At 72.5% G+C, this 19092-nt stretch carries 18 protein-coding genes; 6 read left to right on the top strand and 12 right to left on the bottom strand.

The annotated features are described in order from the left end of the window. Positions 1–274 precede the first annotated feature (274 nt). Positions 275–1078, top strand: coding sequence for a papain-like cysteine protease family protein (locus BOQ63_RS10795; protein WP_050366402.1), 804 nt, complete (start codon positions 275–277; stop codon positions 1076–1078). A 14-nt stretch (positions 1079–1092) separates the two neighbouring features. Then, a complete protein-coding gene (locus BOQ63_RS10790) occupies positions 1093–2067 on the top strand; it encodes a hypothetical protein (protein WP_050366401.1) in 975 nt (324 codons plus the stop codon). Between the two features lie 520 nt (positions 2068–2587). On the opposite strand, the gene BOQ63_RS10785 is transcribed toward BOQ63_RS10790, so the two are convergent. Further along, on the bottom strand, positions 2588–4015 hold the full coding sequence (locus tag BOQ63_RS10785) for an amino acid permease (protein ID WP_072656209.1): 1428 nt from the start codon (positions 4013–4015) through the stop codon (positions 2588–2590). A 416-nt stretch (positions 4016–4431) separates the two neighbouring features. On the opposite strand from BOQ63_RS10785, the gene BOQ63_RS10780 reads away from it, so the two are divergent. Then, positions 4432–4659 (top strand): hypothetical protein, encoded by a 228-nt coding sequence (locus tag BOQ63_RS10780; protein ID WP_030287715.1) that lies wholly within the window; start codon positions 4432–4434, stop codon positions 4657–4659. A gap of 98 nt (positions 4660–4757) precedes the next feature. Here BOQ63_RS10780 and BOQ63_RS10775 read toward each other — a convergent pair whose 3' ends face one another. After that, positions 4758–5699, bottom strand: a complete 942-nt coding sequence (locus BOQ63_RS10775) for a deoxyribonuclease IV (protein WP_030287713.1) — start codon at positions 5697–5699, stop codon at positions 4758–4760. A gap of 290 nt (positions 5700–5989) precedes the next feature. Here BOQ63_RS10775 and BOQ63_RS10770 point away from each other — a divergent pair, with 290 nt between their 5' ends. Together BOQ63_RS10770 and BOQ63_RS10765 are read left to right on the top strand one after the other, a co-directional pair. Beyond that, positions 5990–7063, top strand: a complete 1074-nt coding sequence (locus BOQ63_RS10770; protein WP_030287710.1) for a right-handed parallel beta-helix repeat-containing protein — start codon at positions 5990–5992, stop codon at positions 7061–7063. 25 nt (positions 7064–7088) lie between these two features. Further along, the gene (locus BOQ63_RS10765; protein WP_030287708.1) at positions 7089–8123 is read left to right on the top strand and encodes a methyltransferase; all 1035 of its coding nucleotides are present in this window, start codon (positions 7089–7091) and stop codon (positions 8121–8123) included. Positions 8124–8217: 94 nt separating this feature from the next. On the opposite strand, the gene BOQ63_RS10760 is transcribed toward BOQ63_RS10765, so the two are convergent. The 9 genes from BOQ63_RS10760 to BOQ63_RS10720 all read right to left on the bottom strand — a co-directional run bounded on the left by BOQ63_RS10760 (position 8218) and on the right by BOQ63_RS10720 (position 15101). Further along, a complete protein-coding gene (locus tag BOQ63_RS10760) occupies positions 8218–8931 on the bottom strand; it encodes a class F sortase (RefSeq protein ID WP_046386239.1) in 714 nt (237 codons plus the stop codon). Between the two features lie 110 nt (positions 8932–9041). Next, positions 9042–9524 (bottom strand): hypothetical protein, encoded by a 483-nt coding sequence (locus BOQ63_RS10755; protein ID WP_150475806.1) that lies wholly within the window; start codon positions 9522–9524, stop codon positions 9042–9044. Positions 9525–9890: 366 nt separating this feature from the next. Continuing rightward, the gene (locus tag BOQ63_RS10750; protein WP_223885896.1) at positions 9891–10220 is read right to left on the bottom strand and encodes a TcmI family type II polyketide cyclase; all 330 of its coding nucleotides are present in this window, start codon (positions 10218–10220) and stop codon (positions 9891–9893) included. Then, on the bottom strand, positions 10217–10672 hold the full coding sequence (locus BOQ63_RS10745; RefSeq protein ID WP_030287699.1) for an SRPBCC family protein: 456 nt from the start codon (positions 10670–10672) through the stop codon (positions 10217–10219). The genes BOQ63_RS10750 and BOQ63_RS10745 overlap by 4 nt, the downstream gene beginning before the upstream one ends. Before the next feature lies 1 nt (position 10673). Continuing rightward, positions 10674–10934: an acyl carrier protein gene (locus BOQ63_RS10740; RefSeq protein WP_030287696.1), complete on the bottom strand. Its 261-nt coding sequence runs from the start codon at positions 10932–10934 to the stop codon at positions 10674–10676. A 43-nt stretch (positions 10935–10977) separates the two neighbouring features. Further along, on the bottom strand, positions 10978–12219 hold the full coding sequence (locus BOQ63_RS10735; RefSeq protein WP_030287694.1) for a beta-ketoacyl synthase N-terminal-like domain-containing protein: 1242 nt from the start codon (positions 12217–12219) through the stop codon (positions 10978–10980). A 5-nt stretch (positions 12220–12224) separates the two neighbouring features. Then, the gene (locus tag BOQ63_RS10730; protein ID WP_030287692.1) at positions 12225–13481 is read right to left on the bottom strand and encodes a beta-ketoacyl-[acyl-carrier-protein] synthase family protein; all 1257 of its coding nucleotides are present in this window, start codon (positions 13479–13481) and stop codon (positions 12225–12227) included. Beyond that, positions 13478–13903, bottom strand: a complete 426-nt coding sequence (locus BOQ63_RS10725; protein ID WP_030287686.1) for a cupin domain-containing protein — start codon at positions 13901–13903, stop codon at positions 13478–13480. Before BOQ63_RS10725 ends, BOQ63_RS10730 begins: the two co-directional genes overlap by 4 nt. Before the next feature lie 31 nt (positions 13904–13934). Beyond that, entirely contained in the window at positions 13935–15101 is a 1167-nt protein-coding gene (locus BOQ63_RS10720; RefSeq protein ID WP_030287683.1) for a SchA/CurD-like domain-containing protein, read from the bottom strand. A 306-nt stretch (positions 15102–15407) separates the two neighbouring features. Between BOQ63_RS10720 and BOQ63_RS10715 the strand changes: the two genes are divergently transcribed. Then, the gene (locus BOQ63_RS10715) at positions 15408–17033 is read left to right on the top strand and encodes an FAD-dependent oxidoreductase (RefSeq protein ID WP_030287681.1); all 1626 of its coding nucleotides are present in this window, start codon (positions 15408–15410) and stop codon (positions 17031–17033) included. 100 nt (positions 17034–17133) lie between these two features. Here BOQ63_RS10715 and BOQ63_RS10710 read toward each other — a convergent pair whose 3' ends face one another. Then, entirely contained in the window at positions 17134–18792 is a 1659-nt protein-coding gene (locus BOQ63_RS10710; protein WP_030287679.1) for an APC family permease, read from the bottom strand. Between the last annotated feature and the right edge of the window lie 300 nt (positions 18793–19092).

Genomic DNA, 19092 nt, shown 5'->3' with positions numbered 1-19092 from the left:
GTGAAATTTCACAGCCTGAAGGACATCTCGAGATCGATAACGATAGAATAACGGTGGACTAGACCAATTGTCCCGATGTTCACCAAGTCGCGCTCGTGCGGCGCCTGTTGGCTCATGAATCCTCGCCCTCTATGCGCGTAGCCGCAAGGCGTCCCGGACTCCTCCGTTCCGGTTTTGAAGCGGCTCTGCCAGACTCCCCCGCATTCGGTTTCACCTAACGGGGAGTGAGATCTGACGCATGAGCAGACACCGCAGGAAATCACGCCGATGGGCCATGGCGGCAACCGCCGCCGTGCTGGCCGGTGCGGCCGCGCTGGGTATCGGCGCCGTGGCCCAGGCGGGCCTGGTCAAGGGAACCGTCATCGGGGGGCAGGGGAACTACAGCACCGTCAACGAGCGGGTGCTTCCCTCGCTCTCGGCCAGGGTCTCCGGTCAGGCCGCGCCGGGCGACCGCATCCCGATGATCTGCCGGACGACGGGGGACACCGTCGAGAACGACAACCGCTGGATCTGGTCCGGCGGCTACTACATCGCCGACGCCTTCATCAGTGAGGACACCGGGAACCTGCCGCTCTGCGGCTCCACCCGGCCCACCAGCTGGACGGCGCTCGACATCACCATGCAGAAGCAGGTCCAGGACGAGTGGTGCTGGGACGCCTCCGGCCTGACGGTCGCCACCTACTGGGGTTACAACCAGTACAACCAGTACGACTTCTGCCGCCTCGCCCAGCAGGGCCGTTGGCTGGACTGCAACGACCGGCCCGCCACGCTCGACGACATGGCCAACGGCCTGTCCGCCATGGGCTTCCGCAACAGCGGCTACGACCTGAACCGCAACGCCTCGTTCAGCGAGGTCACCAACGAGATAGCCAACGGGCGGCCGTTCGCGGTGCGCATCGGCTGGACCTCGGGCGGCGGGCACATGAACGTCATCTACGGCTACGACAGCACCAGCAACATGATCGCCGTGGGCGATCCGTGGCCCAGCACGCAGACGTACACCTGGTGGAACTTCAACACCTACGTCAGCAACGGCTCGTTCCAGTGGACCCACTCGCGGGTCGGCATCCACGCGTGAGGAGACAACCAACCATGAGGACACTGAAGGCGGTTGCCCTCACCGCTGCCGCGCTCGTGAGCGTCGGCGCCGCCACCACGACAGCCCGGGCCGACAGCGGGAGCGACGTCCCCGACTACGGCGCCGCCCGGCAGGTGCTGCGCTCCGGCCAGACGCACGACACCGTCTCCCGCTTCCTCGGCGCCGCGAGGACCGCGGTCTCGCCCGGCGGCGGTCCCGGCACCGGGACCGGTGCCGACGGCGGCAGTGCGGGCGGTCGGCCGAACACCCCGAACGCGGTGGCCGCGCCACCGTCGTTCGAGCTCAAGGACCCGGTTCCGATGTACGAGCTGTCGGTGGACTTCGTGACGGGCAAGGCCCAGCCGACACCGCAGAACGCGCTCAGGCTGTCCTACCTCGCTTCGCGGGTGAGCGCGGCCGACGGCCACCAGGCCGCCGTCCTGCTCGCCCCGCCGGGCAACGGCGGGGGCTGGCGGCTCGCCGGCATCCGGGACGGCGACAACGAGCTCACGCTCGCCGAACGGGCCACGGCCGGTGCCCGCACCTTCACCGAGCCGCAGATCCACGCCTGGTACCGCCTCACCGCGAGCGCCGACGTCGAACCGCTCAACACCGAGGCCACCACGGGTCTCGGCGGCAAACAGAGCCTCCCGCTGGCCGCCTACCAGAAGCTGGTGACCGGCCGGTACGCGGACAAGCTCCCCGGGTCCGGCTACGACCGCAACGGGCTCGCCGGAGGGTTCGGTCTGTTCGACGGTACGGGGTCCGCGGCCGGGCCCACGGCCGGATCCGCGGCCGGGACGCCGCCCCAGGCCCAGCCCGAAGCGCGAGCCGGGACGCAGACACCGACGACCTCGTCGGACTCCGCCTCGGCCGAGCAGTCGCCCCCGCCGTCCTGGCAGCTGCCGGCGCTCGGAGCCGCGGTGCTGGCCGCCGGCGCCGCCGGCTTCGGCCTTCGCCGTCGCCGCCGCGCCGCAGCGACGGACTGACGCCCCGAACGGTGACACACGAGGCACCGGGCGGCGGACGCACGCCCCGGACGCCCGGTGCCTCGACAGCCGTCCCGGCCGAACCCTCCTGCCGGTGGCACGAACCGCCACGGTCGTACGGCTCGGTGTGGCACCTGACCAAGTCCTCGTCGGTCGGGGCGTACTCCCGGCGGCAGGTTGGCGTGGTGCACGTCGTCATCGTCGTCGCGCGTCATGGGGAGCGTGGCAGGAGTCGGCCGAGCCGCAGTGGCGACAATCCGGCGGTCGGTCATCGTGCCGCAGCGACCGTTCCGGGCCTCCGCGGGCACCGCGTGTCGGTCCGCGGTCGAGCCTGGGGGAGTCGACTCCAGGTCCGCCGCTCGCTGGTTGGGCGCATCGGACGGTGGGGCCAGGGGCCACGGATGCCGCGGGCTGCCCGCCGTCAACCGCTTCCGCGAACGGCCGTTGGCGGCGACCGAGCCCCGACACCAGGGAGGTGGCCCCGGTGCACCGCGCACCGGGGCCACCTCCGTCAAGGACGTCAGCGGGCGGCGCCCTCCGGCCGGGCCCGGCGGCGGCCGGCCTGCCAGACGTACACCAGGATCCCGGCGAACAGGAACAGCACGCCCTGGTAGACGGCCGCGTACCCGGCGCCGGCGAGCAGCCAGAGGGAGAAGGCGAAGGCGCCGAGGCCGAGGACGGCGTCGCGCACCAGGTGGCCGCCGTCGACCCGGTCGGTGGCGCCGCGGACCAGCCAGTACAACTGGGCGGCGGTGGACAGCAGGTAGGGAACGACGGCGGTGAAGGTGGTGACCAGCACCAGCATGTCGAACGCACCCTTGGCGCCGCTGGCGAAGTTGGCGACGGTCAGCACCGAGGCCAGGGCGACGCTGACGACCACGCCGAAGGTCGGCACGCCGCGCTTCTCCTTGCCGAAGGCGGCCGGGAACAGCCCGTCCCTGGCGGCCGCGTACGGCGCCTGGGCGGCCAGCAGGGTCCAGCCGTTGAGCGCGCCGGTCATCGAGATCAGCGCGGCGACGGCGATCACCGTGCCGCCCCAGGTGCCGCCGAACATGGCGTTCATGGCGTCCGAGAACGGCGCGCTGGAGGTGACCAGCCGCTGGTGCGCGACGGTTCCGAACACCGCGAGCGTGCCCAGCAGGTAGACCACCGCGGCGCCGCTGGTGCCGAGCACGCTGGCCCGGCCGACGTTGCGCTCGGGGTCGCGGACCTGCCCGGCGCTCATCGCGGCCGACTCCACGCCCAGGTAGCTGAACAGCAGGATCGCCGCGGCGGCCGTCATGCCGCCCATCCAGCCCTGGCCGTTGCCGTCGAAGGGCCCGATGTTCTTCGGGTCGAAGAAGAACAGTCCGCCCACCGAGACCAGCAGCAGGGGGATGAACTTCAGGACGGTGGAGACGAGTTGGACCGCCCCGACGAACCGGGTGCCGGCCAGGTTGGCCAGCGCGGGCAGCCACTGGAAAGCCAGCGCGGCGGTGATCTCCAGCACGCGGTTGTGGCCGATCGGCACCAGCACGTCCAGGTAGCCGACGGCGGCCACGGCGAGCGCGGCGTTGCTGACCCAGGTGGTGATCCAGTAGGACCAGGCCGACAGGAACCCGGCGAAGTCCCCGAAGGCCTCGCGGGCGTAGACGTACGGCCCACCGGTGCGCGGGTTGCGGCGGGCGAGCTGCCCGAAGACCAGCGCCAGCGCGATCGCGCCCACGGTGAGGACGACGAAGGCGAGCAGGCTGACCGTCCCGAACGGCGCCACGGCGGCCGGGATCATGAAGATGCCGCCGCCGATGATGTTGCCCATCACCAGCGCGGTGGCGGTCGCCAGCCCGAAGCGGCGGCCCTTCGCGGGAGCGGGGCCGGGAGCCGGGCCGGGATCGGGGGTGACCGGGTCCGGGTCTGCCGGGCCGCTCGGTCGGGTCGCCTGCCGGGTCGCGGCGGGGCTGGTCTGCATGAGGGTGGTGCGCCTTTCGTGGTCCTGCTCGTGCTCGGTGGAGCGACCGTTCATGCTCGGACCGGGCGGTACCTTGCGCCAAATCGGCGGGATTTGTTCATCCAGCCCGGCGGATCACCGCAAGACTTGCGGTCGCACGCCGGTCGGACGGGCACTCGTCCGGCGCACTCCGAGAGGCCGTTCGACCCGGAACGACGGCGTACGACCGCTTTCGTCCGGCGCGTTCCTCCGGCCGGGGGAGATGTGTCACCCGGATGCCCCAGCCCGGTTGCGGCGCGCGCCGCGGTTGCGCGTTCGTGTGCCAGCCTTGGCGCGGCGCCTCCCGGTGAGGCGTCGCCCGGCCCGTCGATTCGGCTCGAACTGGCCGTCCGGGGGCCCGGGTTGAGGACCAGAGAGACGAACCAAAAGGACATCAGATGTCGCTTCGTGGGAACATCCGCAAGCTCGCCGTGATCGTTGCCGTGGCCGGTGCCGTCGTGGCGGTCCCGACCTCGGCGATGGCGGGGGGCCACACGCCGATGCAGTCGCAGGAGTCCAGCCAGAGCCTGGAGTCCGGCTCCGCGGGCGTCGGCCTGTTCGGCCCGCACGCCAACTGGTTCAACTTCCACGAGCACAGCGACAGCGAGAGCGACTGCGGCTGCTGATCCCCACCCGCACCCCGAGCCCGGAGGCCGCCCGTCGGCCCCCGGGCTCGGTGCTGCCCGCCCGCCCCGGGGCCGCCGCCGCGGTGCCAGGAGCGGTCTCAGGCCGGAACGGCCGCCCGCTCGCGCAGCTCCCGCAGCACCGCGATGTCCATCGCGTGCCCGGTGCCGTCCCCGCCGTGCTTGCGGTCCGGGGTCTCCACCAGCAGCGGCACCCCGGCCGTCTCGGGGTGCTCGAACAGCTCGCGGAACGGCTCCGCGCCGATCATCCCGGCGCCGATGTTGGCGTGCCGATCCTTGCGGGCTCCGACCACGTCCTCCGAGTCGTTCGCGTGGATCAGTCGCAGCCGGCCCGGGCCGGCCGCCGAGGCCAGGGCGTCCAGCGCGGCCGTCACCCCGCCGGGCACGGCCAGGTCGTGCCCGGCGGCGAAGGCGTGGCAGGTGTCCAGGCAGACGCCCACCCTGGGGTGCCCGTCCAGCGCCTCCAGGTACTCGGCCAGCTGCTCCAGCCGCGAGCAGAGTGAGCTGCCCTGGCCGGCGGTCGGTTCCAGCAGCAGCCAGGGCGCGTCGTCGCCGAGCGCGTCCAGCTCGTCCAGCAGCGGCCGGACGTCGGCGCGCACCTGCGCCATCGCCTCGGCCCGGCGCGAGCCGCCGCCGGGGGCCGTGCCGACGGCCGAGCCGGTGTGCAGCACGACACCGAGCGCGCCGATCGCGTGGCCGCGGTGCAGCGAGTGCCGCAGTGAGTCGGCCGAGCGCTCCCGGGTGGCCGGATTGTCCGAGCCGAAGTTGATCAGGTACGGCGCGTGCACCCAAGCCGGAATGCCCTGCTCGGCACAGGCCGCGCGGAACGCCTCGTCCTGCGCCGGACTGCCGGCCGGAGTGGCCCAGCCGCGCGGATTGGCCACGAACACCTGTACGGTCTCGGCGCCGACCTTCTCCGCGTACGCCAGGCCCGTCCCGGCCAGGCCGCGGCCGGCCACCGGGACGTGGGCCCCGATCGGGTTGCGGCGGGCGGTGGCGGGCGGTACGGGCGCGGTGCTCATGCCCCCGAGGATGCCACGGGCCGGGGCGGCGACGGCGCGCGGGCCCGTCGTCCAGCCGGACGGGCACGCCACGCCGGTCCGTCCTCCCGGCGGCCGACGCCCCGTCAGTCCGGTAGCCCAGCCCTGGTGGCGGCCCCCCCGGGGCGCCCGTACCGTCGACTCGGCCGTACTCACCTTCCGTCACCACCCGCACACGGCGGGTCGGACGGGCTCCCCGAACAACTCGACGACCGTCCCACCAGTCCCACCAGCCCCACCGTGCGCCGAAAGACAGGTCACCACTCATGTCCATGTGTCGGGTCCATCACCTCGCCGCGGCCACCGCAGCCGCCACCGCCCTGACCACCGCCCTCGCCACCCTGGCCGTCGCACCCGCGGCCCACGCCGCCGGCGGCACCCTGCGCCTCGTCCAGCCGGGAGATTCGGTCCAGCAGGCCGTCGACGCCGCCAAGCCCGGCGACACCGTCCAACTGCTCCCGGGCACCTACCGCGGCAGCGTCCGCATCACCACCCCCGGCCTCACCCTGCGCGGCTCCGGACCGGCCAGCGTGATCACCCCCGGGACCGGCACCGAGAACGCCTGCGCCACCGCCGGGCACGGCGTCTGCGTGGTCGGCACCGAGGCGGCCCCGCTGTCCGACGTCACCGTCGAGGCCCTCGCCGTCACCGGCTTCACCAAGAACGGCATCGACGCCAGCGGCACCACCGGCCTGACCGTCCTCGCCACCTACGTCCACGACAACGGGCAGCAGGGCATCAGCCAGGAGATGTCCACCAAGGCCGCCATCCTCGGCAACCGCGCCACCGGCAACGGCCAGTCCGGTGTCTTCCTCGCCAACTACGCCTACCGCGAGGGCGGCGCGCCCGACACCGGGGGCACCGTCGTCGAGGGCAACGAGCTCAGCGGGAACCGGGTCGGCGTCACCGTGCGCCGGCTGCGCGCGCTGACCGTCCAGGGCAACGAGATCAGCGGCAACTGCGCTGGCGTCTTCGTGGTCGGCGACGAGGGAGTGCCCCGCGCCGGGGACCTCGAGGTCCGGAAGAACCGGGTGGTCGCCAACAACAAGTTCTGCCCGGCCAACCCCCGCCTCGGCGCCATCCAGGGCGCCGGCATCGTGCTCACCGGGACCGAGGACACCCGGGTCACCGGGAACGAGGTCCACGACAACGTCGGCAGCACGGACTTCTCCGGCGGCATCGTCCTGTTCAAGAGCGTCGTCGGCATCCCCAACACCCGGGCGACCGTCACGAACAACAAGCTGAGCGGCAACAGCCCCGCCGACCTCGCCGACCGCGACACCGGCACCGCCAACACCTTCACCCGCAACACGTGCGCGGTCTCCGAGCCGTCCGGCCGTTGCTGACGCCCCCGATCGGGAAGGACCACCCATGACCACCGCCCCCGTCAACCCCACCGCCCAGGCCGCGATGCGGCTGCGCGAGCTCGTCTTCGGCGCGGCCTGCGCCGCCGCCGTCCGCGCGGCCGCCCGGCTCGGCGTCGCCGACCTCCTCGACGAGACCCCGGTCAGCGTCACCGACCTCGCCGCCAGGCTCGACATCGAACCCCGCCAGCTGCGCCGCCTGCTGCGCGCGCTCACCTGCTACGGGCTCTTCGCCGAGACCGGCGACGACCAGTTCGAGCACACCGAGATGTCCCGCCTGCTGCGCGAGGACGCCCCCAACTCCCTGCGACACATCGCCCTCTGGTGCACCGAGCCGTGGACCTGGGAGGCCTGGCCGAAGCTGGACGAGGCGGTGCGCTCCGGGCGCAACGTCTTCCCCGAGCTCTTCGGCAAGGAGTTCTTCGACTACCTGCACACCGACGCCGGCGACTCGGCGAAGGTCTTCGACAAGGCGATGACCACCTCCAGCCGCCAGTCCGCCAAGGACTTCGCCGAGTACCTGGACCTCACCGGCATCGACTCGGTGGCCGACATCGGCGGCGGCCAGGGCCACGTGCTGGCCAGCCTGCTGGAGAAGCACCCGGCCCTGCACGGCACCCTGCTCGACCTCCCCAAGGTCGTCGCCGGCGCCGACCCCCGGCTGCAGGAGGGCGGCGCCTTCTCCGCCCGCGCCCGCCTCGTCCCGGGCGACTGCCGCATCGAGATCCCGGTCCGCGCCGACCTCTACATCATCAAGAACATCCTGGAGTGGGACGACGACAGCACCCGCCGCACCCTCGCCAACGTGGTCGCCGTGGCCCGCCCCGGCGCCCGGGTCGTGGTGGTGGAGAACCTGGTCGACAACAGCCCGTCGATGCGGTTCACCACCGCCATGGACCTGATGCTGATGCTCAACGTCGGCGGCGCCAAGCACTCCGAGGAGAGCATGGTCCAGCTGATGGAGGAGGCCGGCCTCGACGTCGTCGCCGTCCGCCCGGTCAACCCCTACCTGCACGCCTTCGAGGCCACCGTCCGGGGCTGACCCCGGCCCGCGCCCACCGGGGGCTTACGAGAACACACGACGGCCGCTGCTCCCCGAACCACGGGGGAGCAGCGGCCGTCGTCCGTCGTCGGCGTCAGGCCTTGTGCGAGGACTCCAGGTGGGCGAAGACCACCACGTTGTCCAGGTAGTCCCGCCGCTTCTTGTCGTACGCGCCGCCGCAGGTGATCAGCCGCAGCTGGGCGTCAGGGGTCTTGCCGTACACCTTCTGGTCGGGGAAGGCGTCCTTGGCGAAGGTCTGCACCGAGTCGACGTTGAACACCGCCACGGTGCCGTCCTCGCGGCTCACCTCGACCTTGTTGCCCGGAACCAGCAGGCTCAGCAGCAGGAACACCGCCGGGCCCTTGGTGGTGTCCACGTGCCCGGCGACCACCGCGCTGCCGCGCTCGCCGGGGGTGACGCCGTCCCGGTACCAGCCGACCAGGTTCTTGTTGTCCGGCGGCGGGGGGTTGAGCTGGCCGGCCGGGTTGAGGGTGAGCTCGGTGAAGGGCGCCTCCACGCCGATCTGCGGGATCCGCAGCCGGGTCGGTTTGGAGCGCTTGAGTGCCGGTGCGCCCGGGATCGCGGCGGGCGCCGCCGGCCTGGCGGTGGGCGCCGCCGGCTTGGCGGCGGTGGCCGACGGGACCGGCACGGCGGGTGCGACGGCCGTCGGGGGAGCGGCCTTCCCCGCGATCGAACCGGGGCCCGGCCCGGTGTCCACCGCGTTGTAGATCAGCAGCAGGCCGGCCGCCGCCGTGGCCATCCCGCCGCGCAGCAGCCGGGTCATTCCGGAGCCGGGACCGCCAGTCATTCCTGTCCTCCGCTCGACGTCTTCGTCAGGTGCCTGTTCCGCAACGGCCCGCCGCCCCCGTGCGCCCCGCCCCGGCCGGGGGAGGCGCCCAGAGGCGGCGGTAGTAGGCGTCAGACCGCAGCGGCGCCGGACGCGCGACGCCCGCGGCGCAGCGCGTACGCGCCGGCCCCGAGGCCGCCGATCAGCAGCACGGCACCGGAGGCGAGGCCACCGCCGGACAGCGCCGTACCGCCGCCGCCGGTGTGCACGCCGCCGTGCGGGCTGCGCCCCTCACCCCGGCCCTCGTTGCCGCGGCCCTCGTTGCCCCGGCCCTCGTGGCCTTCGTTGCCGCGGCCTTCGTGGCCGCGGCCCTCGTCACCGCGGCCTTCGTTGCCCCGGCCCTCGTTGCCCCGGCCCTCGTGGCCTTCGTGGCCGCGGCCCTCGTCGCCGCGGCCTTCGTTGCCGCGGCCCTCGTCGCCCCTGTCGGACTTCTCCTGCCAGCTGAGGTTCCTGGCCTGGTCCGAGGAGGAGCCGTCGGCGAAGGCCATGGGGGCGCCGACGGTGAGGAGGGCGGCGACGGCCGCTCCGGCGACTAGCGTGCGTGCAGAACGCATGAGATCGATCCTTTCGACGCGCTGACCGCGACCGCCGGCAGGATGCCGGTCGTGGGACTCGCGGGAAGTGGCGTCTGATCCACCGTCAACCACGGCGTGGCCGCCTGCCACCTGAGAGTGGCGGCACTGGCACGGAAAGTGACCCCTTCGGGTGGAGTCCTGCGTGTGTTCACCCGAGTGCCTCGGCGATCCGGGTGAAAACGCGCTGGTGTCGGGCGACAGGTGCGGGCGCAAGGGCGACCGGATGGTAGGTGTTGGCGCACGGGTGACGCGCCCGCGCGCCAAGGCGGTGCGTGCGGGTACCAGGGCGCGAACATGGGCCCGCCCCCGGCGCACGGCCGGGGGCGGGCCCAGACGGGACCGGGGTCAGCGGTCCCAGCGGTAGAACTCTCGTGCCATCGCGTCCTTCGGCTCCCTCCAGGTGGCCGGGTCGTAGGCCTGGACGAAGGCGGTCAGGCGGTCGCTGACGGTCCGGAACTCCGGGTGGCCGAGGACCTTGGCGACGGCCGGGCCCGGCGGGCGGTCGGCCTCGATCAGGTGCAGGTAGACGTCGCCGAACTGGAAGAGGCTGCGCCCGGTGACGCCGATCAGGTGCGGCAGTTCGCCCCGGTCCGAGTCGGCGAACACCTCGGCGATGTCCGGGGCGGCCTCGGGCTTCATCCGGGCGACGATCAGGGCGCGGTGGGTCCCGGTCACTGCTCGGCCGCCCGCTTCTCGACCTTCTCGCGGATCAGCTGCATCTGGATCCGGGAGTTCCTGTTGATGTGCTCGACCATGCCGTCGTCGTCCACCGGTGCGGTCGGCTTCATCGCGAAGTCCTGGATCCAGCGCATCCTGGTGCCGGCCGGGACCTCCGCGTACTCCCAGCGGATCTCCATGAACTCGAACGGGCCGGGCTCGACCCGGCGGGCCTCGACCGCGAGCGAGGAGCGGTCGGTGGTGCGCTCGGAGACCCAGCTCCACACCTTGCCGTTCTCGTCGGGGTGCATGGTGAGCCGGAACCGCACCCGGTCGCCGTCGCGCTCCAGCACCTCGACCGAGGCGTACTCGCTGAACAGCTCGGGCCAGTTCTCCAGGTCGTTGGTCATCTCCCAGACCAGGTCGAGCGGAGCGTTGATGACGATCTCGTTGTCCGTGTGTCCGGGCATCTCAGGCGCCTGCCTTCGCGGAAAGGGAGCCGTTGACCAGCTCCAGGAACTCGGCCGGGGTCTTGGCGGACTCGGCGCCGGAGGTGACCTTGAGGCCGTGGCGGTTCTCCAACTCGCCGACGACGCCGAGCAGCCCGAGCGAGTCGACGCCGAACTCGTCGAACTGGGCGCCCGGCTTCTCGAGGTCGTCGGGGGTGACGGTGACGCCGGCCCGGGCCTGGAGCAGGGCGGCCAGCTCGGGATAACTGAGGTTGTGGCTCACGGGATTCCCTTCGGAGGTACAGCGGATCGGGGGTTCGGGGGATTCAGGGCCGCTCCCCGCGCCGGAGCACCAGCGCGGAGTTGGAGCCCATCAGCCCGCGGCTGAGCACCAGCGCGGTGCGCAGCTCGGCCGGGCGGGCGCGGCCGGTCACCAGGGCGAGGTCGTGGCAGACCTCGGTGACGTTGGGGGTGGGCGGCAGGACGCCGTCTTCCATGGCCAGTACGGCGGCCGTCACGTCCAGTACCGGGGCGCCGCAGTAGGCCCTGCCCGTGCCGGACTTGGGTGCGGTGACCGGGACGCGCTCGGCGACCGGGCCGAGCGCGTCGGCCAGCGCCAGGGCCTCGGCCCGGTCGGCGGAGGGGACGCCGAGGGCGTCCGCGAAGACCACGTCGATCTCCTCCGGCGCGATCCGGGCCTCGTCCAGCGCCGTCCGGATCGCGGCGGCCAGCCCCTCCCGGGACTCCTTCCAGCGGGAGGCGCCGGTGAAGGTGGCGCCGTGCCCGGCCAGGTGCGCCCGGACGTCGGCGCCGCGCCGCCGGGCCGCCTGCTCGTCCTCCAGCAGCAGCATCGCGCCGCCCTCGGCGGGGGCGAAGCCGCAGGCCTGCGCGGTGAACGGCAGGTAGGCCGTCTCCGGCCGGTCGGACAGGCTCAGCTCGGGGTAGCCGAGCTGGCAGACCATGGAGTACGGCGCCAGCGGAGCCTCGGCGGCGCCGACCACCACGGCGTCGGTGCCGCGCTCGACCGACCGGGCGGCGTGGGCGAGGGCGTCCAGGCCGCCGGCCTCGTCGCTGGCGACCACGCCGCACGGGCCCTTGTAGCCGCCGCGGATCGAGATCTGGCCGGTGCTGGCCGCGTAGAACCAGGCGATGGACTGGTACGGGCCGACGAACCGCGGTCCCTGGCCCCAGAGTTGCTGGAGCTCGCGCTGGCCGAACTCGCCGCCGCCGGAGCCGGCCGCGGTCACCACGCCGACCGCGTAGGGCTGTTCCGGGTCGGGCCGGAACCCGGCGTCCGCCACCGCCAGGTCGGCGGCCGCCATCGCGTAGTGGGTGAAGCGGTCGGTCTGTACGAGGAAGCGGCTGTCGATCACCGAATGCGGATCGAAATCGCGCACCTCGCCCGCGATCTTGAGCGGCATGTCGGTGCAGCCCTCGCGGGATATCCGGTCGAGGACGCTCACGCCCTGCCTGGTGGCCTTCCAGAAGGCGTCGGCACCGACACCGTTCGGCGCCACCACGCCGAGGCCGGTGACCACCGCCCGGCGTCCCTGCTGACGTGACGTCATGACATTCACCCCGTTCTGTTGAGAACGACGGCGGACTGGAATCCGCCGAATCCGCTGCCGACCGAGAGGATGTGGCGCAGCGGCAGCTCGCGCGCGGTGCGCGGCACGTAGTCGAGATCGCACTCCGGGTCCGGAGTCTCGTAGTTGGCGGTGGGCGGCACCACGCCGTGGGCCAGCGCCAGGGTGCAGGCGACCACCTCGATCGCGCCGATCGCGCCGAGCGAGTGCCCGACCATCGACTTGATCGAGCTCATCGGCGTGTCGAAGGCGTGGTCGCCCAGCGAGCGCTTGACCGCGGCGGTCTCGTGCCGGTCGTTCTGCTTGGTGCCCGAGCCGTGCGCGTTGACGTAGTCGACGTCGGTGCGGTTGACCTGGGCGTGGTCGAGCGCATGGTCGATCGCCCGGGACATCTCCAGCCCCTCCTTGGTGAGGCCGGTCATGTGGTAGGCGTTGCCGAAGGTGGCGAAGCCGCCGATCTCGCCGTAGATCCGGGCGCCGCGGCGGCGGGCGTGCTCCAGCTCCTCCAGCACCAGGACGGCGCCGCCCTCGCCGAGGACGAAGCCGTCCCGGTGGGCGTCGAAGGGGCGGGAGGCGTGCTCCGGGTCGTCGTTGCGCTCGCTGGTGGCCTTGATGGCGTCGAAGCAGGCGACGGTGATCGGCGAGATCGGGGAGTCGGAGGCGCCGGCGACGCAGATGTCGGCGCGCCCCTCCTCGACCGCCTGGAAGCCGTAGCCGATCGCGTCCAGACCGGAGGTGCAGCCGGTGGAGACGGTCTGCACCGGGCCCTGCGCGCCGACCCGCTCGGCCACCGCGGAGGCCAGCGTGCTGGGCGCGAAGGCCCGGTGCAGCTGCGGCTCGGCCTGCCGGTGGTCCACGTCCCAGCGTGCGCCGGTGGCGCTGACCAGGGCGTAGTCGTGCTCCAGCCGGGTGGTGCCGCCGACGGCGGTGCCGAGCGAGACGGCGATCCGCCACGGGTCCTCGGTGGCCAGGTCCAGCCCGGCGTCGGCGACCGCCTCGGCGGCCGCGACCATCGCGAACTGCACGTAGCGGTCAGCCCGTTGGACGTCCTCGGGGCTCAGCCCGTGGGCCTGCGGGTCGAAGTCGCACTCGGCCGCGATCCGGGAGCGGAACCCGGTCGGGTCGAAGAGCGTGATGCCCCGGGTGGCGGTGCGGCCGGCCGTCAGGAGGTCCCAGAAGGCCGGGATCCCGATCCCTCCGGGCGCGACCACACCGATCCCCGTGACGGCGACGCGCCGCGTCACGAGCCCACCTTGGCGTGTTCCGGCGGGCCGGCGGTGGCGGACTCCTCGGTGCTCACGTGGCCGAGGTCGGGGCGGGGGGCGAGCGGGCCGCAGTGGAAGACCATCCGGGCCTCGGTCTTGCCGACGTTGCGGAAGCGGTGGCGCATGTTGATCGGGATCATCAGGCCCTGGTCCGGCTTGAGCGGGTGCGCCTTCCCGTCGAGGTCGACCTCCAGGTCGCCGGAGACGACGAACACGAACTCCTCGGAGTACGGGTGGTAGTGCTCGTTGATCCGCTCCCCGGGCTTGATGATGGCCAGGCCCATGAAGCCGCTGGTCGCCCCGCAGCTGGGAGGGGTGAGCATGGTGCGCAGCTCGGCGCCGTGGCGGCGGTTCTCCGGGGCCTCGTCGACGTTGATGATCCTCGGGTACTTCGTGGTCATGATGGTGTTCCTCCAGTGGATCGTCTGGGCGTCAGTCGCTCAGCGAGCTGCGGTCGGTGACCGGGCTCATGGCGCGGGCGGCGAGGAAGGCGCTCAGGCCGGCGACGGTGCGCAGGTCGCCGGCGGGGCCGAGGTCCAGCAGCTGGGCCAGTTCGGCCGCCTCCTGTGCGCCCGCCACGCCGAGCGCGGCGGCCGGGTCGGCCTCGGCCGGCACCCGCAGGTCGACCAGGCGCACCACGGTGTCGTCGCGCTGGAAGACGGTGGCCGCCGCGACCGGGCCGGTCGGGTCGGCGGTGGCGAGGTTGTCGTGGTCGAAGAGCAGCTCGGCGACGGCCTGCCCGCGGCCCGGGCGCACCGGGTAGAGCACGGCGTGCCGGTGCAGCCGGCCCGAGGTGGGGGAGCTGGCGATCGCCTGGTGCCGGGCGGGCAGCGCCGCCTTGGCGAAGAAGGCGCGGGCGGACTGCGGGTCGCCGAACTGCCGGGCCTCCTCCAGGTACGGGTTGAGCTCCTCCTCGACCGCCCGCACCTCGGGCTGCATCGAGACGTGGCGCAGCGCGTCGCCCAGGTTGCCGACCACCTCGACGGCCCGCACCACCCGGTTGCCGTGCATGAACAGCGAGGTGCGGTGCAGCCGGGTGTGCTCGTCGACCTCGGCCTTGGGGGAGGCGTAGGCGGACAGGATGCGGGCGACCTCGGCCTCGCTGCCGGGCTTGACGGTGAAGGTCAGCGCGTGGCGCACGATGCCGTCCGGGCCCGGCTCGGCCCTGGGCGGGCCGACGTGTCCGGCGGGCTCGCTGCGCGGCAGGCCCGGCGGCACCTCCATCGGGGCCCGGCTGCCGGTGGAGCCGGCCGCCGAGGTCTGGCGCAGGACGGCGTAGCGCAGCGAACGGAAGTTGTCGCTGACGCACCCGTGCATCGGCTTGACCATCTCGCGGTGGGCGGGGCTGTCCACCCACTCCAGGAAGGTCTCCTGGTCCTCCCACTCGCTGGTGATGAGCCACTGGCGGGGGTCGTTGATGGACTGGCACAGCTGGTCGCTGACGTGGCCGGGCACCGCGGCCACCTGGTGGCGCAGCTGCTCGTAGACGTCGAGGAAACGCTGCTGGGCGCCGTCCTGGATCTCCAGCATCAGCACCACCCTCAGCCGGGTGTCGGAGTCTTCGTGCTGCTTCGGCTGCGGTTCGGACAGAGTTGTCATGATCCACTTTCTGCTCTCGGCCGCTCGCGGCGGGCCCTTGCCGGCCGCGTCCGGCGGGTGCTCCCGGCCTGGGGGGAGGGGGTGCGGTGACGGTCGGCCCGGGGCCCGGGGCCCAGGGCCTGAGGTCGATCGTGAGCGGCCGACCGGGCGCGGCGCGAGATTTGCGAGCCATCCGGGCGAAGGGGCGGCACAGTCCCCCTCCGGCTGGGGATGGAAGAGCGGGGCCCCCGGCTGAGCGGGCCCGTCGAGCGCGGCGCCGAGTCCAGCTGCCGGGCCGCGGAATCCCCTTACAGGGTGGAGCAATTGATGAATCCGAAGGTTGACGACCGGGTGCCGGTCCTGATCGTGGGCGGCTCCCTGGTCGGGCTGTCGGCCTCACTGTTCCTCGGCCGACTGGGTGTCAGGCACCTGCTGGTCGAGAAGCACGCCGACACCTCGCATCACCCGCGCGGACGAGGCAACAACGTCCGCACGATGGAGCTGTACCGGGTGGCCGGGATCGAGCCGGCGATCCGCGAGGCGGCCTCCGTGCTCGCCCCGAACCACGGCATCCTCCAGGCTCCCTCGCTGACCGGCGAGGAGCAGGAGTGGCTGTTCCGGGAGATCGACCCGGGCGGCAAGCTCGCCCGGTTCAGCCCCAGCGGCTGGTGCCTGTGCAGCCAGAACGACCTGGAGCCGGTACTGCTGCGCGCGGCCCGCGACCTCGGCGGCGACGTGCGGTTCGGCACCGAGCTGGTCTCCTTCGAGCAGGACGCCGACGGCGTCACCTCCCTGCTGCGCAGCCGGGAGACCGGCGAGGAGCGGGTGGTGCGCTCGGAGTACCTGATCGCCGCGGACGGCCCGCGCAGCCCGGCCCGGGAGCGGCTCGGCATCGGCCAGACCGGCAAGGGCGAGCTGTTCCACAACGTCAGCATCACCTTCCGTGCCAAGCGACTGGCCGAGGTGGTCGGCGACCGGCACTTCATCGCCTGCTACCTGACCAACCCGGAGGCGGACGGCGCGCTGCTGCCGGTGGACAACCAGTCCGAGTGGGTCTTCCACGCGCCCTGGCACCCCGAGCACGGCGAGCCGCTGGAGGCCTTCACCGACGAGCGCTGCGAGCGGCACATCCGCACCGCCGTCGGCCTGCCCGAACTGGACGTCGAGGTCACCGGACGGGCGCCCTGGCACGCGGCCGAACGGGTCGCCGAGCGGTACGGCGTCGGCCGGGTCTTCCTCGCCGGGGACTCCGCCCACGAGATGTCCCCGACCGGCGCCTTCGGCTCCAACACCGGCATCCAGGACGCCCACAACCTCGCCTGGAAACTGGCCGCCGTGCTGTGCGGCTGGGCCGGGCCCGGCCTGCTGGAGACGTACGGGCAGGAGCGTCGCCCGGTCGCCGAGGTCACCAGCGAGCGCGCCTCGGCCCGCTCCGCAGAGCACAGCCACCCGGGCTACGCGGTGGTCCCGGGCGTCGGCCGCCAGGCCGGGGTGCTGGCCGTGGCGCTCGGCTACCGCTACCCGCGCGGCGCGGTGCTCGGCACCGACCCGGCCGGCGCCGTCGTCCCGGAGACCTTCGAGTCCAACGGCGAGCCGGGCAGCCGGGCCCCGCACCAGTGGCTGCTGCGCGCGGGCGTACGGCTGTCCACCCTGGACCTCTACGAGCAGGCGATGGTGCTGCTCACCGGTCCCGGGGGCACCGCCTGGCAGCAGGGCGCCCGGCGGGCGGCCGACCGGCTGGCCGTCCCGCTGGACGTCTACCGGATCGGCGACGGCGCCGAGGACGACCTGGCGCCGGAGCCCGGCACGGACTTCGCCGCGCTGCACGGCCTCGGCCCGGGCGGCGCGCTGCTGGTGCGCCCGGACGGCTTCGTCGCCTGGCGCTCGCCCGGACCGGTCGCCGACCCGGAGGCCGAGCTGGAGGCGGCGTTGCGGGCGGTGCTGGATCTGTAGGGACACACACGGACGGGCCCGCCGGTCGACTCGGCGACCGGCGGGCCCGTCCCGTCAGGTGTCGGTGATCAGGTGCCCAGGTGTGGGTGTGGCCCGGTGATCAGTGGCCGCCCGCGTCGACCACCTCGACGTCGGCGACCTCGCGCTCGATCTCCTCGGCCGGCAGGGCGACCCGGATCGCCCAGTAGTAGATGACCAGCGAGAACACCGCGACGAGCGCCATGTCGTACCACATCGGGATCCGGCCGGTGCCGTCACCGAAGCCGCCCTGCCACGAGATCAGGCCGAGGCCCACCAGGTAGACCGGCAGCCACTGGGCGGACTTCCAGTTGAGCCGCGGCGCGTTCGGCAGGCGCTTCTTGATCGCGTACACCGCGTAGCTGCCGAGCAGGGCGTAGCCGAGCACGATGGCGATGCCCAGGCGGGACAGGGTCTGCCAGCCGGCCCAGTAGATGATCAGGCTGGAGACCACGAAGGCGGCCGGGGAGATCACGCCGCCCAGCGGCAGCCGGTAGGAGCGCTCGCGGTCGGGCAGCCGGCGGCGCAGAGCGCCGAAGGCCAGCGGCGCGCCGGCGTACATCAGCACGCTGGCGGAGGTGATGAAGCTGACCAGCTGCTGCCAGCTCGGGAAGGGCAGGAAGCAGATCACACCGGTCACGAAGGCGATGATCAGGCCGAACCACGGCACGCCGTTCTTGTCCAGCTGCTCGAACTTCTGCGGCGCGTAGCCGTTGCGGCTCAGGCCGTAGGAGATGCGCGAGGTGGAGGTGGTGTAGATCAGGCCGGTGCCGCCGGGGGAGATCACCGCGTCGGCCTTCAGCACGTAGGACAGCCAGCCGAGGCCGACCAGGGTGGCCAGACCGGCGAAGGGGCCGTCGATGCCGGGGAAGTCGAGCTTCGCCCAGCCGTTGGCGAAGGCGGTGACCGGCAGCGCGCCGATGAAGACGACCTGCAGCAGGGTGTAGATCAGGGTGCCGATGGCGACCGAACCGAGCACCGCGCGCGGGATGTCGCGCTTGGGGTTGCGGCTCTCACCGGCGATCTGGATGGCCTGCTCGAAGCCCAGCAGCGCGAAGATGATGCCGCTGGTGCTGATCGCGGTGAGCACGCCCTTGGCGCCGAACGGGGCGAAGCCGTGCGAGGTGAAGTTGGATCCGTGGAAGCTGGTGATCGCCAGCACGAAGATCGTGAACAGAGGAACGAAGATCTTCAGCCAGGTGGCGACGCTGTTGGTCCGGGCGAGGGCCTTCACACCGAGGAAGTTGACCGCGACGAATACCGCCATCAGCGCGGTCGCGACGATGAATCCGCTGGTGGTGAGGGTGCCGTTGGCGTTCTGCAGTCCGCTGGCCCAGGGCGCGTCCTTGGCGTAGCCGATCATGGCCTCGACCTCGATCGGTGCCACGGTGGCGGCCTGGAGCCAGGAGAACCAGCCGAAGGACATGCCGGCCAGGCCGCCGAAGGCGTAGTGCGGGTAGCGCGCCGTACCGCCCGAGACCGGGAAGAGTCCGCCGAGCTCGGCGTGCACGAGTGCGAGCAGCACGATCGCGACGGCGCCGATGCCCCAGGAGATGACGGCTGCCGGTCCGGCAGCGGTGACGGCGCTCTTCGCGCCGAAGAGCCAGCCGGAGCCGATGATCGAGCCGACCGAGGCCCACATGAGGCCGACGAGTCCGACGTGACGCTTGAGCGACCGGTGGGCGGTCCCGGCAGTGCCGGAGTTCTGGTCGGGCGGCGAGATCTGGTTGAGGGAAGCCATGGGCGATCTCTCTGTGTGTGGGGGCTCCGGGGAAGGGTCGGAGCGCGGAGAGTTGCCACACAGTAGGGCTATTCAGAGACCTCTGCACAGATTTCATTACTGAATGTTTACTTTCTTTGCCTGATATCCGCGCAGGTAGGAGGCATTCTGTTCAGTTGTCTGTTACGTTACCCGCTGGTAGGTTCACCATTTGAGCGGGAATTGAGCTTCGCGATTCGATCATGCAGTATTGACCACCCCGGGCATTCATGAGAATGACGGCCATTGCATAGTCATGCCGTCGTCGTGCCGCCGGCGCTC

The sequence above is a fragment of the Streptomyces viridifaciens genome (assembly GCF_001888885.2).
In the GTDB taxonomy this organism is placed as follows: domain Bacteria; phylum Actinomycetota; class Actinomycetes; order Streptomycetales; family Streptomycetaceae; genus Kitasatospora; species Kitasatospora aureofaciens.
The sequence above is the reverse complement of the archived record's forward strand: the minus strand, read 5'-3'. Positions and strand labels throughout refer to the sequence as shown.